The sequence below is a fragment of the Spirochaetota bacterium genome (assembly GCA_034190085.1).
GTDB lineage: Bacteria > Spirochaetota > UBA4802 > UBA4802 > JAFGDQ01 > JAXHTS01.
Genome location: JAXHTS010000004.1, coordinates 1 through 22,147, shown reverse-complemented (window position 1 = coordinate 22,147; position 22,147 = coordinate 1). Strand labels below are relative to the sequence as shown.

The window sequence follows — 22,147 nt, the reverse complement described above, 5'->3', positions numbered from 1 at the left end:
CATGAAAAGTCTAACAGGTTTATTTAGGATAACATCATTAACAGTATTGCTGATTTTTGCTATTTCATGTTCAAATGACGATATTAGCAATTTTCAACAGAATGATCCTGAGCCTGAATTTAAGCTATTCAATATTTTGGATAATTATCCGGCATTAAGGAGTGCCTTCAACTCTGTTGATCAGCGTCGTTTTAACTCGTTACTCGCCATGGCGGTTAATGCTAATCTTCAGGAGACTAATGATATTCTTCCACTCGTTGATGATCTTATGAATAATCCAGGGCACCCTGTCACTGATCTTATATCGTACTCAAGAAATATTGTAGATAGAATAATAGAGCAGGATAAGCTCTATTTTACCTCTGTAAAAAAATATGAAGATTCCTCAAACAATTATTCTAACGATTTTTTTCGTTTCTATGATCTCATCTCAGATAGCAATTTGGAACTCTCGGATAATCTGGTAGCAATAATGAAAAAGGTGATTGGATATATTAAGGCCAGATATAAAGGCGATCAACTTGAGGATATGATTGCAGATGTGACAAATTATCTAAGAGAGGACGCAGGAGAGTCTATTGACACCATTATAAAGCATACATTCGACGGTATGGGAAAACTATTCTTACAGGCAAATGAAAATATGTGGCTTGATAGCATAGATAGGCTGATAACAGATCGCAGTAAAATAATGGGAATTGGGGAAAAGGATACAGGACTTGGAAATGCAACAAGGGGAATGGAGTCACTTCTGACCGGATTATATAATGTGCTGAAGAATAACTCGGTTAGGGATGATATATATAATCTACTCCGTCAAGTTGGCAACTTTCTTGGCTCAACAGTTGAGGACAAAGGTTTAAATGTCATACTACAACATCTCCTATGCAATATGGAGGATTATTTTACCCAGGGTGGAGATATTTATAGCTCATCAAATAACGATTACAACCAGGATGGGGATGTGTATATAAATGCAGAGCTTGGGAATACTGTGAAGGAATTCTTTCCAGCTTTATCAAGTCTTTTCATCAGGGGGGATAGAATTAATTCAATAATTACCGATGACGGGCAATGGGTTTATCCTCTGGAACTGCTTGCTAGAAATTTGAAAAGGGCTGATATTGATGTGGAGTCGCTTAATATTGAAGATACGCTTTATAAAATGATACGCGTTGATGGCAAGGGAAGGGATAGACTAACTGATTCCATGGCGGCTAATGTTTCCTATCTGGATCAACTCATCTTTATTCTGACAACTGCTAGTAATTTCGGATATCTGGATGGCGGAGATACAGGAGAAGGAAATCATGGTCATGGTCATGGAGAGTCCACAGGTGGAATCCTTACACTCAATGATTGTCTTTTTAATTTAACTAGCGGCTATATACTCGATGTGTTAGGAGCATATAATCTATGCTTAGATCATTTTGCACCTGGTGGGCCACACGGAGATTATGTTTACAGAAGTACAGATGCTTTTAATGAGAATGAAACAAGCGATAAAAAATTCTTTATGGATTCCAACTTTCCAGCATTACAATTAATGAGCGGCGAGACGGTTGGGGATGCAGGTTCTCCAGATGGTGGTTCAGGAACTTCTGATTGGAATTCCTTCAAGGCTTACTGTAAGGATGGGATTGAGGAGTCCAACACTGCTAGATGGATAATGGGATGGATTGCCCGTGCATGCTGGGAGGGAGAAGGCCCCTATTATTTCAAGGGAGAAGAAGAGAATTGCAAATATAAGGATGAGTGGAATACAGACTATTATCTGATTCAGCTTCCGGAAGGGCTCTCTGGTACAACTCGTCATTATGCCCCCAATGTTGTAGATCTTTCAGATGACAAAAAGCTTGTAGATACTGATGAGGCGGGATGTATAACCGTTCATGAGATGATAAAATCGGAGGACAACCGTGAATGTGACACATGGGTAGAGGCTATCTATAAGAATTTTCAGTGGCTTTTATTTGAAAAGAAATTCGTTTTTGTGATACCCTTGAGGATCGACATGGATGTGGTTGGAAGGGCAGCCGTTTATTTAAAGGTGGAAGCAAATGGCATTATTGGAGTCACAAAGGCTAAAAAGAATGATAACAATGGACAGTGGCTTGTTAATGGAGGATATGGAAATTCTACTGAACTGGGCGATGCGCGTATGTCAATTCTCCTTGGTGGAGCAGAAGGGGTTGCAAACATGGACCTCATTATGAATGAGGTTATTGGTGATGGCAATGTGATGCCTGATGTGTTTGCCGCCAACCTTTCGCCTGTCGAATATCTTGGATTCTTTACTCAAGAGGTGGTGGCCTCGAATAATGCTGATCCGGATAATGTACTAGTATGGGAAAAAAGGAACGGTATTCTTCCCATTCTTGTGGCTTTAGTCGGAGGATTGCATGAGTATACATCACGCAACGAGAGATATCCTCTCAAAACACTAACCGATGGTCTACTCCTATTGCTTGCTAAGCCGATGGTCTATTATCAGAAGGATAGCGGTAATAATCCCTATAACTGTTGGAAACCAAGATTAGAGGACGGGCACAATTATCTCAAGCCAGCGGTTCATCTTGATCCTGAAGCGGATATTGAAACCTATTATATGCCAAAGGACAATCCTACGCTTTTGACTATACTTTCAGAGAGTGACTATAAGAAATGTGACGGCATAATACCTCTACTATCCAAAACCAGATTGATAACATCCCTTCTGGCAGTGATTATGAAGCTTGGAGATCCTGAATTTGACGATCCTGAGGGATCGATATATGATGATAACTTTGATAACAACTTTGCTAACTGGGGTGCGAGGAGGAAGGTTTTCTACGGGCTTGAACAGGTCTTTTCAACAATCAAGACCACAAAGGGGGAAGCCCTTGCCAAAGGTTATATGAATATAGGTTATCCAGATTGGATGTTCTATGTTGATGATAACGAATTGCGTCAAGAGGATTTAAGATTAGCTACCTTTATAGAGGAACTGGTAGGTTCAGACTCAAGTGGAAAGGGAATCGCAGTATTTCCTGATAATCGTCCGAATCCTGAAGATTGGGATACCTTTAATAAAATTATGGAGGCACCTGTTGAGATGCTAAGCGATAATGGAATTTCGACTGGCAGTTATAACATAACCGAAGAGATAATAGGATTAATCGATAAGATTTTTAGGGGTGTAGACATTACTCATGAGGAAATAAGGGGTCTTTGCCATACAATGGGATCAGTATTTACTATATACAATAACAGCAAGGGAGATTGGGAATATCCTGGAGAATTGATGGATATCCTTACAAAGGAATTACCTGAATTGCTGGAAGTTTTTCAGGGTCACTATTCAAATCTATTCACCCTTTGCAATGCTATGATGAATGATGACGGCTTCCTGGAATACTTTTTGAAAGCGCTTCATTCCCCTTATCCCTCATCACAGGTATTTAGCGAACTCTCAGCATTTATTGGGACAGACCTCGTTGCACGATATGATTCACCACTATGGAGAGACCTGGCAGAATTGCTGAAGGATTTTGCTATATTGTCCGGCAAACAGCAAAATGAGCGCTCTAATAATTATGATATATTGAATATATCAAATCCTTTTAAAGCCTTGGGCGAATTATTATCAAATTAAATTTGCAAGGAGGTAGAGATATGATACGATCACTTTTGGGGACACTAATTCTATCAATAATGTTTATGTCATTCAATATTTACTGTTCCAGCGATGATATCAATAGCTTTGGGAATATTGATGTGGACTCAGGTTATTCAGATATTTCTGAAGAGGATAATACCTTTGATAATATGATTCAGGATAATTATTCTGAACTTACAGATGCCTTCGGTAGCGAGTTTGAACATGGATTTGTGGATAACATGGAAGAATTTGTAAGCGACAATCCTGACAATGAAACATTGGATATCCTTGCTCAAGCAATATATTTGCTTGATCCAGATGGCGATCATCCTGTAGCTGATATTATGGGAAGGTTGCAGTACATCATAGATCGGATAATTCATCAGGATGAGATTGATCAGGAACCTGTTTTCCCCTATGTAAATTATTCCAATGATTATGAAAATGATTTCTATCTTTTATTTGAGTCAATTATGTCTGAAGAATTTGGGATCACTGACAATGTAATCAATATCATTAGAAAGCTACTCGATTATATTGAGGATACATATATTGGTCCTGACCTCGACAATGTGATGAATGATATTATATCATTTTTAGCTGAAAATAATGGTCAAAACTTAGGATCTGTTTTGGATCTTGTCTTTGAAGGACTCGGTAAACTATTGGCTGCTGCGAACGAGGATATGTGGGTGGATGCTCTTGGGAATCTTCGCATCAATCGTGGAGATATTGATCTTGAGAATGATATCAATACTATGCTCGGAAATTCTACAAGGGGAATGGATGCGCTTCTTTCAGGTATAAAGGATTATGCAAATAATAGCGATATAGAAGCGGTAACAGCAGAGGTTCCCAATGATATGATGAGAGATTTGATATGTAGAATTGAAGATTATTTTACTGTAGGTGGAGATATTTATGAAAGCAATGGCGGAGATAATGATTATAATAGAGATAATGCAGAGGAATATGTGAATGTTGAATTAGGGAATACCCTTTCAGAAATTATGCCGATACTTTCAACCCTTTTGATGAGGGGGGATAAAGAGGATTCCATAATCAATGGTGATGCTTACCCAATAGAGGTTCTTGCACAAGGTTTTAACAAGATGAAACTTGATTTAGAATCACTAAATTTAGAGGATGCCATTTATAAGATGATTAAATATGATGATAAGATGAGGGATCGACTTTCAGACCCCGATGCTTCTGCTCTATCATCGCTTGAAAAATTAATCTTTTTAATGAGTTTTGCTGGAACCTTGGGCTATCAAACAGACCCTGATCCCAAAAATCCACAGTCAGACGACGCTGGGGATAACCATGGAAGGGGACATCTATACCCGAACAACGGCAAATTAAGCCTTAACGACGGCTTATTCAATATGACAACCGCTGATGTGGATACCATAAGCGGCGCTTTGGGAAGCAAATTGTCAATCCTTGGGCTCTTAGACACACTACTTGGTGTGTTAGGGATAAGTCTGGGTGATTTTGTTGGGCTTTTTGGGGTTGAGATGAATGCTTATGGCCTTGCCATAGATAATTATCGATCAGATATGGTTCATAGAGACCGAAATCCATTTACAGCCTCAGATTTAACAACTGATCCAAGATACTACTATCTATACCCTAACGTTGATGTACTAACAATATTTCAGGGGCAGTGTATTGGTGATATCGGAACACCTGATGGTGGAGTAAATAATACAAATCCAACAGGGGATTTTATGCCCTACTCAGCTGATGGATTGGGTGACCTTAGAACTGCTAATTGGATGATGGGATGGATAGCAAGGGCCTGCTATGAGGGTGAAGGTCCCTACTACTCAACTGAGGATGTTACGGTTAATGGTAATATATATACATATAAAAGCCCTAACGGCGATGTTTACGCGAATATTGATAAAACTGTTTCTGATAATTGGGTATATAATGACTGTAACTACAAATCAGTATGGAATACAGATCACTACCTAATAGAGCTTGATGATATGGTTGATATGGGGGATCCTGTTACAAGATATTACCCGCTCGATAATAGTACATATCATAATGGATCTTCTGACAAGGCCATGGGACTTTGGAATGGGACAGAAGCTGGGTGTTTAACTATAAGTGAGAGTGTGCCTGGAACCTCTGTATCCAATGAAGATCGAGAATGCCAAACCTATGAGGAGGCTATATATAAGAATTTCCAGTGGCTTTTGTATGATAAAAAGATGATAATGGTGCTTCCTCTACGAGTAGCATTGGATAAATGGGATAATCCTATACTCGGTTTAGTAAGGATGAAGGGAAATGCCGCTGCATATATTGTGCTTGAAGCCAAAGGCCTGATAGGGCTTATCAATTTAAGAAAGAGCATCAGCACAGGGGGTGGGACTTCAATAGATGGCAATGGCCGATGGGTTTTGGAGAAGGAGATAAATGGTATAGATAACTATCAGGATTCTACTAAACCCGGTGATTTTAGGGTTACCTTCATGTTAGGCGGGAATGAGTTTAGGATGAATTTGAAATTAATAATAACGCTCATAAATCACTATGGTTTAAATGATGTTCTAGATACAGATCTCTTTTTCAATACTGTTTTAGGTAAGGGTCGTGTAGTACCTGAAATAATTGGAAGCAACATAAATGCGCTGAAGATCTTGGGATTTTTTAGCGAGGATGTAATATCCTCTGCTGATGCAGGTATTGAAGGACCATATTGGGATCAGAGAAATCCATTATTGATGATATTTACCGCGCTTCTGGGCGAGTTTCACGGTTATTCAAGCAGAGAAACTGGGAAATATCCATTCACAACCCTAGTAAACGGCCTTTTCCCTCTTCTTGCAAAACCACTAATCTATTACCAAAAGGATGCAGGCCCTACTCCTCACAATTGCTGGAAACCGAGGTTTAATGTAGAGGAACATTATTTTCTTAAACCTGGATGTACAGTTGATGAGGATCCTGAAGCTGATTGGTTGGAAGAGATAGTAACATACTATGAACCAAAAGCAAACCGAACACTACTAAGCATGCTATCGGAGAGCGAGCCAAGGTTGTGTGATGGACTCATCTCATTGCTCCAAAATTCAAATCTGCTCACACGCATTCTATCAGCATTAAAAGAACTTGGAGATAGCAGATACGATGATCCAATTGGAGCAGACTCAGATGATTACACCACTTGGGGAGCGCGAAGAAGAATATTATACGGCCTTGAGCAGATAATCTCCACAATTAAAACAACAAGGGGGGATGTTATCTCAAGGGATTACATTTTAAATCTGGATTATCCTACATGGATGTTTGCGGATGATGGCATACGTCCCGAGGATATAATGTTCGATACCATTATTGATGAGTTAATAGGATCTGATGTATCTGGCAAGGGTTTGGCTGTTTTTCCGGATTATAGAGAACCTGCGCATCCTGATTATAGGGGTTATGACTGGGATAACTTTAATAGACTTCTTAACGCCCTTGGTGAGATGATGGCAGATGGAAGCGCATATAATGTTATGGATGATATCACTGCTATTACTGATACGCTCATGAATGGAGTTAATCCTACTGAGACTGAGATCATGGGTCTAAGACATACGCTTGGTTCAGTCTTTGCCAAATATTATGAAGCTTCTCCAGACCTATGGGTTTGGGAATATCCAGATGAGATTATAGATATAGTTACAGATGAGCTTCCCACAATTCTCCAAATTTTCAGCGGACATTACTCGAACCTCTTCATGGTTGCTGATGAGTTATTGGAAGAAGGGGGGTTGATCGAAGACCTATTGAATTCAATTCAAACCGACCGTCCTGGAAGGGAGGTTTTTTCAGATCTCTATGATTATCTTGTAGATATTAGTGATCCTGGATATGCATTATGGACTGACCTCACAAATCTCCTTGAGAATGTATTGGATGAATGGGGTTGGGAATAATATCTTCCTAGTTCACCGTTATTCGCATAGCCATCGATATATAAACCTATAATGGATAACGGTGAACTATCACACATGAACTCCTCTATTTACTACTGACATTTGCAACATTATTAAGAATTTTGAATATTTCATTAAAATCAAAGGGTTTTTGAATAAATGCATATGCACCCTCATCAATTAATTTATCTTTCTCAAAACCCAATCTTCCGCTCATAAATACAACCGGGACTTGTTGATTCATTGATTTAATTTGATGAAATACCTGAGTGCCGCTCATATCCGGCATGAGTATATCAAGAAAAACAATGTCAGGATTATAACTTTTAAAAACACCTATTGCCTTCCTTCCATTATTTTCAACAGCCACATTATTTAATCCAGCCCTTTTCAATAATAATTTCATTAAATCGATAACGTCTTCTTCATCATCCACAATGAGTACTCGTAGGTTTTTAGCTCTATTCACATCGTTGCTATTCTTTTCTATTTGGGGCAAATTATCTATTGATTCATTTGATTCAACAATTGGCAGGGTTATTGTGAATGTAGTACCCTTACCCTTCTTGCTTTCAACTACTATTGAGCCATTATGTTGTTCTATTATTGCATGTGTAACAGAGAGGCCTAATCCTGTTCCGGATAAACCCTCTCTATCCTCAGCCCAGCCACCCTTAGTGGTAAAGAATGGATCAAATATTTTCATAGTTGTGTCTTCATCCATACCAATGCCTGTGTCTGTGAACCCTATTACTAAAAAGCCCTCTGAATCCCTAACAGAGATTGATATTGTACCCTTCTTTTTGGCTTTAATAGCATGGGAAGCATTAATTAACAGATTTAAAAAGACCTGCTCCATTTGACCGCGATCAAAGGATGTTTTAGAGTGCTTAGCATAATTCCTTTCAATCTCAATGTTATCCAATCTCAATTTTTTTCTTTGTAATTGTATTACTTCATCTATCACCCCTGTAATATCTTGAGTCTTGAATCTTGGTTCAGTGGGTTTTGCATAAGTAGAGAGATCCTTAACTAAATCACTACCACGCTTCGTCATTTTCTCAATCTCATGAAGTGACTGCTTAATCTCATCAATTGAATCCTCAGCTATTGAGATTTGAGCATGACCAAGAATAATTGTAAGAATGTTATTGAATTCATGAGCCACTCCAGCCGCAAGCTGACCAACTGCAGATAATTTTGCTGACTGATAGAGTTGTTCTTGAAGCTTTTTATGTTCATCCTCCAATTGTAAACTATAGAGGGCAAAAGCTATATCATCAGCAACCTCTTTTAATAATGACTGCTCAGCATCTTCAAAGAGCAGAAATGATTGAACCTCCACTCCCAATACGCCAAATATCCTGTTATTATATTCCAATCGGAATAGAACCCTTTTACTATTATCATACTTTTGAGACAAGGGGCAATCTATACATTTGGAGGCGGGATCATTGATTATTACAACAGATGAATCCTTCATGGCCTTATCAAAACATAATAATGGGGTATCCTCCATTAGCCTTTCTTCAAAAACTTGATGTTTATTTGCCATGCCATCATGAAAAAAAGATATGATATTCCCGAATTCATCAGTTATAATGATCCAGGCTTGAGAATATCCATGAGTGCTAATAATTGCTGTACAAATACCCTTGAGTAATTTCTCAATATCCTTTTCCTGAGTAATGAGCCGATTGACTGACCTGATAGCAAAGAGTAGTTCATTGAGGTTCTTAATTTTTTCCTCATTTTTCTTACGTCCTGTAATATCCTGTGATGTTATTATAGCCCCTTTCTCAAAAGGAGATATTTTAACAGATAAAACCTTATCCCCATATTCTAATTCATGATATTCACACAACTTCCCTGATTTGATGGAGTTCATCAATTCCATATGCATATCTATCTTATGCCCCGAAGCATAGTCTTTATACATAACTTCGCGCGGCATAGGCAATCTGTCGCCAGACTGTCTTTTTGCCTTATTATAGGCTATCACCCTTCCCTCAGTATCTACAACTACTGTTTGAATAGGATTATTCTGAAATAGGGCTGAATATTGAATCTCACTCTCGCGCAATGCATCCTCAGCACGTCTCCTTTTGATGATCTCATTGATTAGCGAGAGGATATGATCCATATCGAGTGGTTTTACCTCATATGCCACAACACCTTCAAGTTTAACTGCCTCAAGGGCACTTTCAAGAGAGGCATAAGCTGAGATGAGAATACAATCAGTCTTAGGCGACAATTCAGTTATTCTCTTTGCAATCTCTTCTCCTGTTATATCCGGCAACTTGATATCAATAATGGCCACATCAAAGGTGTTCTCACTACAAAGAGTAAGACCGCTTTTGCCATCATAAGCAGCCTCTACAATATAATACTCGCACATAATATCCTTAAGGTTAGCTATCATATCCACCTCATCATCAATAATGACGATGCGTGGTTTATCCTTCATAATATCTACCTTCCATCTAATCTCACTTGTTGTCATATGAAATTATCACCCATATATATTCTAATCTCTATGAATAATTCTACTGAATCGTTTCATGTATCAATGGAAGCTTTACGATGAATGTCGCCCCTACGCCAGGTTTTGATTGCGCCTCTATGGTGCCACCATGTCTCTCTACTACATTCTGGCATATGGATAGGCCAAATCCCAAACCCCTGTTCTTAGTTGAGAAGAGCGGTCGGAATACTCTAGTAATATCCTTTTCCTCAATTCCTGGGCCAGTATCCTCAAATTTTATCATAGCTAAGGCTTGTTCCATCAGCCTCTCAATTCGAATAAATAGCGTCCCCTCTCCATGCATCGCTTCTATTGCATTCTTTATTATGTTCTTAAAAATCATTGAAACCTGTGAATAATCTCCATCAATTAATATTTTCTCATCCGAAATACACTTTTCCACATTTATTGTCTGAGGCATCCTTGATGAACATATTTCATTATCCAAAAGTTTTGATAGATCAAGCGTCCTTTTGTTTGGCTCCTTCATCTGAGTTAGCTCCCGCAAACTCTCAATAATGGTATTTGATCTTTTAACCTGTTCATGAATACGATTGAGGTGTTGGACGACCTTCGGACTGCTGTTGTCAAGTCTCTGCCTTAGATAATAGACTGAACTGTCTATTATCCCTAGTGGATTCTTGATCTCATGGGATATACTTCCAAAAAACTGCCCAAGCACTGCCAAACGCTCAGCAGTAATGAGTCTCTCCTGAGCTTTGATCAATCTCATCGTTCTGTCCTCAACTTTTTGCTCCAATATGTTCCGGGATGCCTCTATTGCAGCCATGTATTTGTTCTTTTTCTCCTCATCCCGTTTTCGCTCAGTGATATCGCGAGCAATAATCAATATTTCAGAAGGCCTCTCATTCCGCTTTATCAGAGATGAGCAAAATTCAACTGGTATCTGATTGCCCATCTTAGTAATCACCTCTGCCTCATGAAAAATAATCGCTCTATCGTTAGCTATACGATTAGCGAGACGTCTTCTATAGCACTCATGTTGCCCGGGAGGAAGAAAATTTAGAATGTTCAAACCCAAAACCTCATCCTCACTATAACCGCTTATTTGTAAAGCAGATTTGTTGACATAGGTAATAAGACCATCAATATCGTTCGTTATAATAAAGTCTTTTGCGCCTTCAGCGAGCAGACGATACTTCTCCTCGCTTTGAAGCAATTTTTCCTCTGCCAGCTTCCTAGCTGTAATATCATGTGATACGGTCAAATGCACATCTTCACCACCTAGTCTAAAGGGTGTTATATTCAGACTGGCAAAGTATGTGGAGCCATCCTTACGTTTCATCTTAACCTCAAAATCTCGGACAATCCCATCGGATTGCAGCTTTTGCATTAGCAGATCACGATCATCAGGATTATGATATATATCTTTCAGATTAATTTGATTGAATTCCTCTTGTGAGAATCCAATCCTTTGAGACATCGTTTTATTAATTTCCAGAATTCTGCCATCCTTAGTGGCAAGGCCAATGCCAAGGGGCGAGGTATCGAAAAGGGTATGGTATAGGAGTTCCGAGTAGCGCAATTCCTCCTCCATCTTTGAACGAATAATAGCGCTCCCTATTTGTGTTGCAATGGTTTCGAGCACAATTTGAGCAATATCTGGCACATCATTAAGGATATGTGAAGCTATATTGAGACAGGCAATAACCTTTCCCTCATAATGAACCGGAATAACAGCAATAGCGCGTATATTTTCATCAATCTCAACCTCGCTTAATGAAGCGCCTAACTCATGATGCCTGGTGTAGATCGATTTGCCACTCATAACTAAACGAGCATTAACAGAATCTGGATCATAGTGCGATACATTTTCTATAAAATTAGCAGGCAATCCTATATGATACACTAAATCCAGATTCCCTGTCCTCTCATCAACAAGATAAATGCCACCGCAGTCCATACCTGAGACGTCTATTGCGGCTTTGAGGCATAGACTCAAAGTCTCATATAAGCCATGAGTTTCATTAAGCTTTTGACCCAGATTGCGCTGAATGAGTTCAAAATACTCGGACCGTTTTCGATCAGTGATATCCATAATAAGGCCGATCAGATTCACTGCATTCCCATTTGCATCCCTAAGCGTATTGCCCCGTGCCATCAACCATTTTATTGTGCCATCCGGTTTAAAGATACGATACTCATTTATATACTCCATTCCATTAGCAAGACTATCTTGAATTATCTTGTTAACTCTTGCGAAATCCTCAACATGAACCGTGGATAAAAAGGCTTGTCCAGAAGCCAATTCTTCTGGATTACGTCCAAAGAGGGAAAATACATCACCGGAGCATTGAATTGTATCCTTATCAATATCCCAGTCCCATGCAACCATTCGACTAAATTCCTGGGTTCGCCGCAGCCATGCCTCACTCTTCTGTAACGTCTCTCCAAGCCCTTTCAAATTATCAATCAATGTCACATTTTGCAGAGAAATGGCTGCCTGGGAGGCCAACAATTGAAGGACCTCTACCCTAGCAGGTGTAAAAATACCGGGAACAATAGCATTTTCAAGATAGAGTATGCCAATTAGCCTTGATTGCCTGACAACAGGCAACCCTAAGATAGATTTAGATTGATTCTCAAGTACATAAGTATCTGTGCAATAATCTCTCTCTTGTCTAGCATCATCCAATACCATTAGCTTCTTTGTTCGTTTAACATAGTATATCACCGGAGACAACAAACTTGGTCCATCGGTAATGGGTATGGAGTTGAAAATGGAAACCTCATCATTTGATACTATTATTTCAGCCTCAACAAAGAGTTTTCCATCCTTCACTGATAAATAAACACCCCTTGAAGCCCCGGCACTCTGTGTTACAATACTCATTATTTTTTCCAGCAGTTTATCAATCACGATTTCACTTGAAATTGCCTGCAAGGAATCAACAATGTTTGTATAATCCTGAATTATTGAAGAGGACCTTGGCAAATGCTTAACTGGGCGATGATGAATATTTGGATAATCATTTATATCAAAAGGCTTTGGCAAAAGATGAGGATACTTCTTTTTCAATTCAGTAACCTTAACATCAATCCCCCACCTCTTAAAGGATGAGTAGGCCTGCTGAATATATACTCCTGCTATCTTGTCCAAGCCCTTAGATAGATAGAACTTAGCAGCTAATTCGTTGGCAATGGCTTCATCCTGTATGAATCCGTTCTCTCTAGCTAGTGCGATGGCGCAATCATATTGTTTTATTGCATTAGCAACCTGATCCTTTAGGCTTAGGATCTCCGCTTCTATGAGCAGATACTTATGCATAAAATTATCCGGCGCATGCTCCGCCCATATCTGCATCTTCTTCTTATATGTCATTATTTGTTTTAAATATACCCTCTGCTTCCTCCTGCAAGCATGTGGATAATGAGCTAATAATGAAAGGGAATAGTAGTAATAATATTCCGGAACAATAAACATCCCCGATACACTATCAATATCCTTCCCCACTACTTTTGATAAAGTAATTGCTGTCTGGGGATCATCATAATGAAACAGAAGAATCTCCATGGCTACCTTGAATAAAACCAACATACTTCTTGCATGAGTCCATTCAGGAACTGTCTCTTCTTCATTAAATATCTTTCCAGTCAGTCTAAGCCTATCAACATTATTCTCTGGCACATTTTTCAAATTCAACACCATCTGGTACCAAGATTCATATAACTGAGTGGATGTTAACTGATTATAATTCTTCATTGATATATATTTCATTGCATAATCTTCATTTATCTTATCAAGCGACTCTCCGATTAGAAAGCTATGTGTCATATAAGTAAATAAGGCATATGATGCGAATTCAAAATCTCCTATCTCTAAACCAAAATTATGTGCTTTATACAAATATATAAGGCTATCTCTGAGATGATTTTTCCAATGATTAATGATAGTCCCATAAATGTAGTAAACCTTTGACATTATTCTAGGATTATTATACTTCTCGATTACATCCAATGCCAATCTTCCATACCTATACCCCATTTCAATATCCCTAAACATAGAACACAACAAGCCACCATAGGTAACATAAGCGCATGCTGAATAGGCGCTGTTCCCGTATTGTAAAGATAGATTAAGAAGCTTGAATATAATAATTGGGGAATATTCAATATATGAGATATAACTCGCAGAAAGACATGATGTAAGGATTCGTGCAACAGCCAACTTATGAGGATCAGTAAGCTCAGGTAGATCAATCAGATCTTCAACATTCTTATTCCTCATCTTCAGTCTTGCCTTGATGATACCTCTAATGATGTTAAATTTATTAGGCTTTCGGGGCATGTTGACTCCCAACATCCTCAGCGCTTCGATCCCAATTCGCAAAGCCTTCTTCATCTGATGAAAGACTGTATAATAAGCGATCTTAATTTCATAGATTCTGATCTTATCCAAGGGCATTGTGGCCTTTTCCAGAACAATATCAAAAAAGCCCTCCCCCTGTTTATGATCACCAATAAGATATTTAACTTCACCAATTTCAGTATATAGTGATAGGGTTAAATCATACTCACTATCCCATGCATCTGAAGGGAGAAGATGTATACCATTTTGCAGGAATTGATTTGCTGCCTCATATGCTAAGGACGCCTTTGCTCTTATTCCGGCCTTAAAATTTAAATCTGCCAATTCAACCCGCTGTTTATTACTGAGAGCTAATTCGATACCATGATTTAATTGATCAACAATACAAAATATCTTTTCAGACATCTCCTCTGGCTTAGTGGTCTTTAAAAGTTGACTGCCTATGATATAGTGCAACAATTCCTTTTCTTCTTCCATAACAAGGGCATAAGCTGCAGCCTGAATTCGATCATGAACAAATCGATAACCCTTTCGGGTTAAATAAACAAGGCCATTATCCACTGATTCATTCAAATTGGTATAGGTCTCATCAATTGATTTGCCATTAATCGCTGAAAGGGACTCCAGATCGAAGCTGTTACCCATAGCAGATGCAAACCTTAAGGAATCTTTTGCTCCTTCTGAAAGGTGTAGAATCTTCGATATCGTAATGTTGATTATATTGTCTGGCATCTTCATCTGCTCTATCTTATTTATATCCCATTGCCATCCTGATTCGCCTGAAAATATCAGTATATGATTATCATACAATTCCTTAAGGGTCTGTTTTAAACAGAATGGATTTCCTCCCACCTTCAGATACAACAGTTCAGCGAGTTCATCCGATACCACAACAGGACATTTAAATGTGTCACCAATCATATGGCTTATACTTGTTATATCAAGGGGTTTTAGAGAAATTTGATTGAACACAACATCAGTTCTCTTTATTTCATTTATCCATAATTCTATGGGGAGAGATTTATTATTCCCCTCATCGCACAGGGCGCCAATAAGCAGGATATATTTTGTAGATTGATCTGTAATAAGGGTCTTTATGAGTGATAGGCTGGCTGAATCAACCCACTGAAGGTTATCGCAAAATAGTATAAGTGGATGATCCTCTGTTGCGAGGATCTTGATAAAATTCTGTAAAATATGATTAAACCTGTCTTGTGGATATTCAGGATCAAGCTCATTAATATCCGGTTGCATTCCTATCAACAATTCTACATCTGGGATTATATCAGTAATAATCTTGCCATTATTCCCAAGTACCTCTAGAATTCGGCTTCTCCACTCACAGATTTGCTCTTCACTTTCCGATGATATCTGTCTAATCAATTTGGTAAATGCTTGGATTAAAGCGCTATAGGGCTTATTTAATTGAAATTGATCGAATTTCCCTGAAATAAAATACCCCTTCCGCTTAATCATCAGCTTTTGAACCTCTTTTACAAGACCAGTCTTCCCGATTCCAGAAGCACCTGTAATGAGTACTAGTTCGCGTGTTCCTTTTATTACACGATCAAAGGCCCTCATCAAAATATCTATTTCCGATTCTCTTCCATATATTCTCTGTGAAATAACAAATTTATTTGATATATCATTCCTTCCAAGCTCAAATTGCTCAACTCTGCCAGTGCGCTCAAGTTGGAATAAACATGTTTCAAAATCTTTCATTATTCCATATCCGCTCTGATACCTGTCTTCTGGATCCTTGGACAACATCATCATGATAATTTTAGATATTGTCTCAGGGAGGTCACTTCTTCGTTCTATTGGAGGAATAGGTGTTCTTGCGATATGAGCATGAAAGAATTCAAAGGGATTATCTGAATGAATAGGCAAAACCCCTGTCAAGGCTTGGTAGAATATAGTCCCCAATGTATAAATATCAGTGCGGTAGTCTACATCTCTATTCATTCGAAAGGTAAGTTCTGGTGAGATATATGGCAGTGTATTATATATTATTTCAGGATCATTAATATTCTCATTTTCTTTTGTCAGTATAGAAGAAAGACCTAAATCAATAATCTTAGGCTTGCCAGTCTCTTGATTAATCAATATATTATTGGGTTTAATATCCTTTAGAATAATATTAGACTGATGTATTTCATACAGCGTTTTTGCCAGCTGAATTGCCACCCTAAGGAAGTCTCTGATATCATCTCCCTTATCCATAAAGTATTCCTTTATGGGTATTCCTTGAAAGTCTTCTAAAATAATAGCAATACCATCATTAAAATTCTCAACACTAAAGGCTTTAACAATACAGTCTGATTTTAGGTTCTGTCTATTCGAAAACTCCTGAATAAAATGGGCTATCTGCATAGGTGTTACATCATATGTCACATAAACCCTAATTAAAACTGAAATTCCATCACTATCTCTTATACCCCTGTATAAAATAGAATAGTAACCTTTAGAGACCACTTCCTTTATTGTATAACCAGATAATATAATCGTGACATACCTCCTTATAGAATAACAAAATAGGAAATCCTTTTCCAAGTAGCAATGCTAATGTATGATCAACGGTTGGTCATGACTCATACTATCTTAATCGACAGTTTAAATGTAATAATTTGTAAAATGTAAATTTACGGGTGTTAAAACGATAGGCAGTTAATTTTAAAGATGTTAAATATTTGAATTTAATTTTTTATGCTTTAGTAATCAACTAAAATATAATACCTATTCTATAGGTACTCGACTAACGATTATATAAATTTTATCCCTTCAAAGGACAGGATGTTAACAATAATTTAAAATTTTGAAAATGCTAACCCCGAAGAGGATTATCCTTCTGACTAAATCAATTAAATATCCAATAATATTCTGATGCAGAAAACATACTGAATGATAATTTAGTTATTTATCTCTCCTTTTGCTATATTCGTTAATTTTATTATATTCACAATTGGAACCCTTGGAGAATATATTTTAGTTTATTTTGATTAAAATATATAATTAGAATAATATATTATCAAGTACTTTATTTTTTTTTTACATATTGATGGAATTGACTAATATATTCCTGTTAGGAATCCAATAGTATGGAGTTGTTAATAGGAGGTTAAACTTCATTCTAGCATGAATACTCTACTCCCTTGGGACATTTTCTAGTGTGGGTATTTATTCGAAAAGGATAGATGAGGATAAATAGAGAACTTAAATTCTTCCACCCCTTCTATTGATTTCCTCCACCATGATCAATCTTCCTAATTCATTGGGAAGGCAAATCATTGAGCGTCCTCTGTTAATCCTGCATATCTGCTTGGTAAACTCCACTAGAACCGGACTGTTATCCAACAAAAAAATTTCAATATTCATACCATTGGCAGTTACTTTTCTTACCTCTGCAAGGGTGGCCCTAGAGGCGTTATGACTCAATCCGAACATATGGAATGGCATCTCAACATGAAGGCATTCCCTTTCATCATAATATGCGGTAGGTTGACCATCCGTTATTACGAGGACTCGATTGTTTCTGTTACCGCTCTTCTTAATAAACTTCATGGCTAATCTAAGTCCATCCTGCAGATTGGTGTGCGGATTTTTTGTATCCCAAACTGCATTTGATAATCCATCCCCCTTGAGTTCTCTTGCTACAGTGGAAAAACCGATAATATGAATTTTGTCTTTTGGGAACCTTGTTCTGATATAATGATCCAGGGCTATTGCAACCCTTTTCCCTGCCTCAAATCTACCCCCAAAGGACATGGACCAGGATAGATCTAAAAGCACAACTGTGGTTGAGGTAATAAGCTGCTCCCTCTGGCGAACATAGAAATCACCAGGTGATAATCGAATTGCCCCACCAGTATTGAGTGTCTGTGATACTGCTTTAAGCATTGTGCGTGTAATGTCCAGGTCAAAGCGATCTCCGAATTGATAAGGCCTGGATGAGTCCGGCTCAATTTCACCACTTTCCGGAGCATTGCCATGATGCCCCCCCTGTCTATCCTTCTTGATCTGATGATAGAGTTTTCCAAAGGCCATTTCACCCAAGGCTCGCATTCCCCTTGGGGTCATATCGATCTTATTTGCACCAATTTTAATGATTTTATCGTCAGAGAGGAGTTCAGGTAGCTGTAAAAGAACAATAAAAGACTTTTCTGCATCCTCACCCAAAAGCTCCTTTAGGGTATTTAGATCAATGCTACGAAGTTGTCCACTAAGGATTTGTTGCTGCAGGTCCTTTATTGCTTGAAACTGTCGCATCAGTTCAACTGCCTGATCGAAATTTAGATAATCACTGCCTGTAAAATGATGGTAATACTTGCTGTAAAATTCGTAAAGGTCGAGTATATCTTTCTGCCGCGTCTTCCAATAAGTATAGGTTTCCTTGCTATTCTCATTTAAAAAATTAGTACCATCGAGAAATCTCAATTTTTCATATAACCCAGTTGGTAGATCTTCATATGATGGCGGCATTTGAGCCCCATGATCTAAGCAGGTCAATGCCTCGTCAGCAAGAAAATTTTTGATGTCATTCATTGGATCATCAAAGGCCTTTTCAAGGCTATATGATGAAAATAGATCATACATCTTTTGCTGAAGATCGTTTACCATCTCTTCCAGGCTCATAATCTTGAAATCCATTCCTCCAAGTGGGAAACCCTTCCATAACATCTGTGCCAAGGACATCTCCGGGGTCATCCCTTTCAGGATGTTGTCCATGAATTTATCTATAATATCCTTTTTTTTCAGACTGAATGGCGTCTGAGTGCCATCCCAATGCTTATAGATGTAGGATTTCATTTATAGATTAAACCCTCCCCTTTTTCCTCCCGATTCAACATATTGGATAAATGAAGTCCTTCCAGAATAAACTCAATGGCAGAGGATACTTCAGGAGGATTATTAGTATTGATCAATGACTTAACTGCCTTTCCCATTCCAGCTATTGATTTAAGTCCATCCATATAGTCCTGTGAAGGGATAGATTGAGAAACCTCCATCGTCTTTCCCTTTTTAAATGATTCAACAATTGAGGATAGCTCTTCAACCTTAAAATGTTCATCAAATACCAGCTTTATAGCTCGTTTGGCAAGATCCTGTATAAGCTCAACCTCACTACTATCAACCGCTTCATACTCTAGTTCCACTTTTCCTATAATGGCAGGATAGGTGGATGTCATATCCGTAATGCGGGGTATTGCTGTATCTTCTCCCACCTCAAAGCAGCGCCTGGCTGCGCTGCCTATAATAGACTCATAACTCCGGATGGATACACGACAACTAACGCCAGAGTTCTGATTGATTTCCAAGCTGTTTCTTGCCTGAAAGGTCATCTCAGCTAAAATCTCTTTAATGAATTGGGGGATAAAATAAATTAGGCCATCAAAATCAGGAAGCTTGGACTCCTGCTCCATTATCTCAATCTCGTAGCTCCTCTCACGTGGGAAGTGTGTCCTTAGCTGGACATCAAATCTATCCTTTAGTGGGGTTATTATTCGACCCCTATTTGTATAGTCCTCAGGATTGGCCGTTGCTATTATCAAGATGTCAAGAGGAAGGCGCACCGGGAATCCCTTTATCTGAAAATCATTCTCCTCCATAATATTGAAGAAAGCCACCTGTATCTTTTCTGCTAGATCAGGGAGTTCGTTAATGGCAAAGATGCTTCGATGAGCTCTTGGTACCAGACCAAAATGAATAGATGTTTCATCATCCAACGTCCTTCCCTGTGCAATCTTGATGGGATCGACCTCCCCGATAAGATCTGCTGTGCTAACATCAGGGGTAGCCAGTTTTTCAACCAGTCTCCTATCCCTGGGAACATAGGATATGGGAAGGTTATCCCCCATTTTAATTAGACTATTTTTACAATCAACGCATATTGGTTTAAATGGATCATCATTTATTGGACAGCCGGATATAATCGGCATCTCCTCATCAAGAAAATTAATCATACTCCTTATTATTCTAGTCTTTCCCTGTCCCCTCTCTCCTAAGATTATGATATTATGCCCACAAAGGATTGCGTTTATTAAACCTGGAAGAACAGTATCATCATATCCTATTAATCCGGGAAATAGCGTTTCATTGTTCTTTAGTTTTCTAATTAGGTTTATTCGCATCTCATTACGAACATCTGGTAGATATGAAAATTCTTTTTTAAGCTCACCCAGGGTTTCTGGTTTTCGGGATGGCATAAGGGCTCCTTGCAATCCATTCTATAATAATAATAGGAAAAATTTTGCATCAAAGCAGTAAAAAGTCAACCCCAAAAGAAATCTATTGAAAAAATTAAACAATTATCCACTACTAACACATTTTATAAAAATTAATAACTCACCATATATAATAAATTCAATATATCAAACATTGACAAATGAAATATTGATTAACATTGCAGTCACCCTACGACCAGCTCTACTGGCAAGATGACTTCTATTAACAATTTGCCCCAAATGTTGCATAGCCTATTCCAATAAAAAACTCAGGTTGAAAGATGAGTGAAATATCCCCATTTCCTGCAAACCACATTTAAAACATATCCCCTTCCTAAAGAACAGATGGAACGCGAACCTCATACTTCTTTCAATCATCGTTTACATAGGTGAATATATCATGCTCAATCTCAGGGAAGTTCTTCCCGTCAGTAAAAATTACATGAGCAAGCACGACCTAACGCCAGTCAGCAGGATCAAACTCAGGATGACTGACAACATCGTAAAATAGATGGAATATCCCGTCACTATCAATCATTGGCTATGGAGTAGAATAACACAGTTAAGTATATTCTGATGTGTAATTCTTTGCTATTTCCCCCATGAGATAATCTCCTTAGTATCCTTTTGGTTAATACCGACTATCTCACGCTAATAACAGTCTGCTAATCGGGTACAACCACCAATTTCCCTATATAAATAAATTGCACATTTTTGATTTAGATTTAACATATAAATATGATATATGTATAAAATCACTTCAAATATTTTTTATAACATTAATTTTACTTATCTCTCCCGATATTACTAAAGAGTCGCTATAGGAAAATTTATAATCAGGCTGTGGCAATGTTTTAATCATGGATCTATTTCCTATATTAGCCTTTATAAGAATAATATCAACCCCATATTTTGCGCGGATATCCAATTCTTTTATCGATTTCCCAATAAATGCTCGAGGAACAGGCATTTCAGTTATTGCGCAACCTTCCATAATGTGCACAAGCTGTTCCATATTATCCATATTTATTCTTTTAGAAAATGATGACACAATATCTCGGCTCTCCACTTCTTTACTGTATGCATCGCTAATATCCTTTCTCCATATCATGCCTAATAATTTATGAGACTTCTCATCAATTACTGGCAGACCTTCAAGATTGTTCGGTCCCATTATATCCATTACATGCTGACAATTCTCCTGTAAAGTGACGGGTTCAAAATCTTTTTCCGCAATATCGCCAGCAATAATAATATCTTTAAGAACCTCTCTGTCATATAAATATTCCTTAATTCCATTTATTGAGACCACGCCCAAAAGTCTCCTTTTTTTATTTATAACAGGATATATTTGTGATTTTCCTGAAATAATTTTATCAACAATCATGTTAAAGGCGCAGTTTTCATCAATTGTTTCAATGTCGTCAGTAAAAATATCTTTTACATAGATGGATTTCATAATATTGACTTCTGCGCCGTCTTTCAGTTGTA

General features: G+C 38.0%; 7 protein-coding genes. 2 read left to right on the top strand and 5 right to left on the bottom strand.

Annotation, left to right across the window (positions count from 1 at the left end; genetic code table 11):
- The first annotated feature begins 1 nt into the window (after nucleotide 1).
- Both SVZ03_00810 and SVZ03_00805 read left to right on the top strand, forming a co-directional pair.
- On the top strand, nucleotides 2-3,634 hold the full coding sequence (locus tag SVZ03_00810) for a hypothetical protein (GenBank protein MDY6932743.1): 3,633 nt from the start codon (nucleotides 2-4) through the stop codon (nucleotides 3,632-3,634).
- A 20-nt stretch (nucleotides 3,635-3,654) separates the two neighbouring features.
- Nucleotides 3,655-7,581 (top strand): hypothetical protein, encoded by a 3,927-nt coding sequence (locus SVZ03_00805; GenBank protein ID MDY6932742.1) that lies wholly within the window; start codon nucleotides 3,655-3,657, stop codon nucleotides 7,579-7,581.
- Nucleotides 7,582-7,666: 85 nt separating this feature from the next.
- Here SVZ03_00805 and SVZ03_00800 read toward each other — a convergent pair whose 3' ends face one another.
- From SVZ03_00800 to SVZ03_00780, 5 genes are all read right to left on the bottom strand, one after another.
- Nucleotides 7,667-10,084 (bottom strand): response regulator, encoded by a 2,418-nt coding sequence (locus tag SVZ03_00800; GenBank protein ID MDY6932741.1) that lies wholly within the window; start codon nucleotides 10,082-10,084, stop codon nucleotides 7,667-7,669.
- 43 nt (nucleotides 10,085-10,127) lie between these two features.
- Entirely contained in the window at nucleotides 10,128-16,988 is a 6,861-nt protein-coding gene (locus SVZ03_00795) for a PAS domain S-box protein (protein ID MDY6932740.1), read from the bottom strand.
- A gap of 660 nt (nucleotides 16,989-17,648) precedes the next feature.
- Entirely contained in the window at nucleotides 17,649-19,241 is a 1,593-nt protein-coding gene (locus SVZ03_00790) for a VWA domain-containing protein (protein ID MDY6932739.1), read from the bottom strand.
- A complete protein-coding gene (locus SVZ03_00785) occupies nucleotides 19,238-20,638 on the bottom strand; it encodes a magnesium chelatase (GenBank protein MDY6932738.1) in 1,401 nt (466 codons plus the stop codon). The genes SVZ03_00790 and SVZ03_00785 overlap by 4 nt, the downstream gene beginning before the upstream one ends.
- Nucleotides 20,639-21,416: 778 nt before the next feature.
- Nucleotides 21,417-22,147: CBS domain-containing protein (locus SVZ03_00780; GenBank protein ID MDY6932737.1), on the bottom strand; the 731-nt coding region annotated here is incomplete at its 5' end.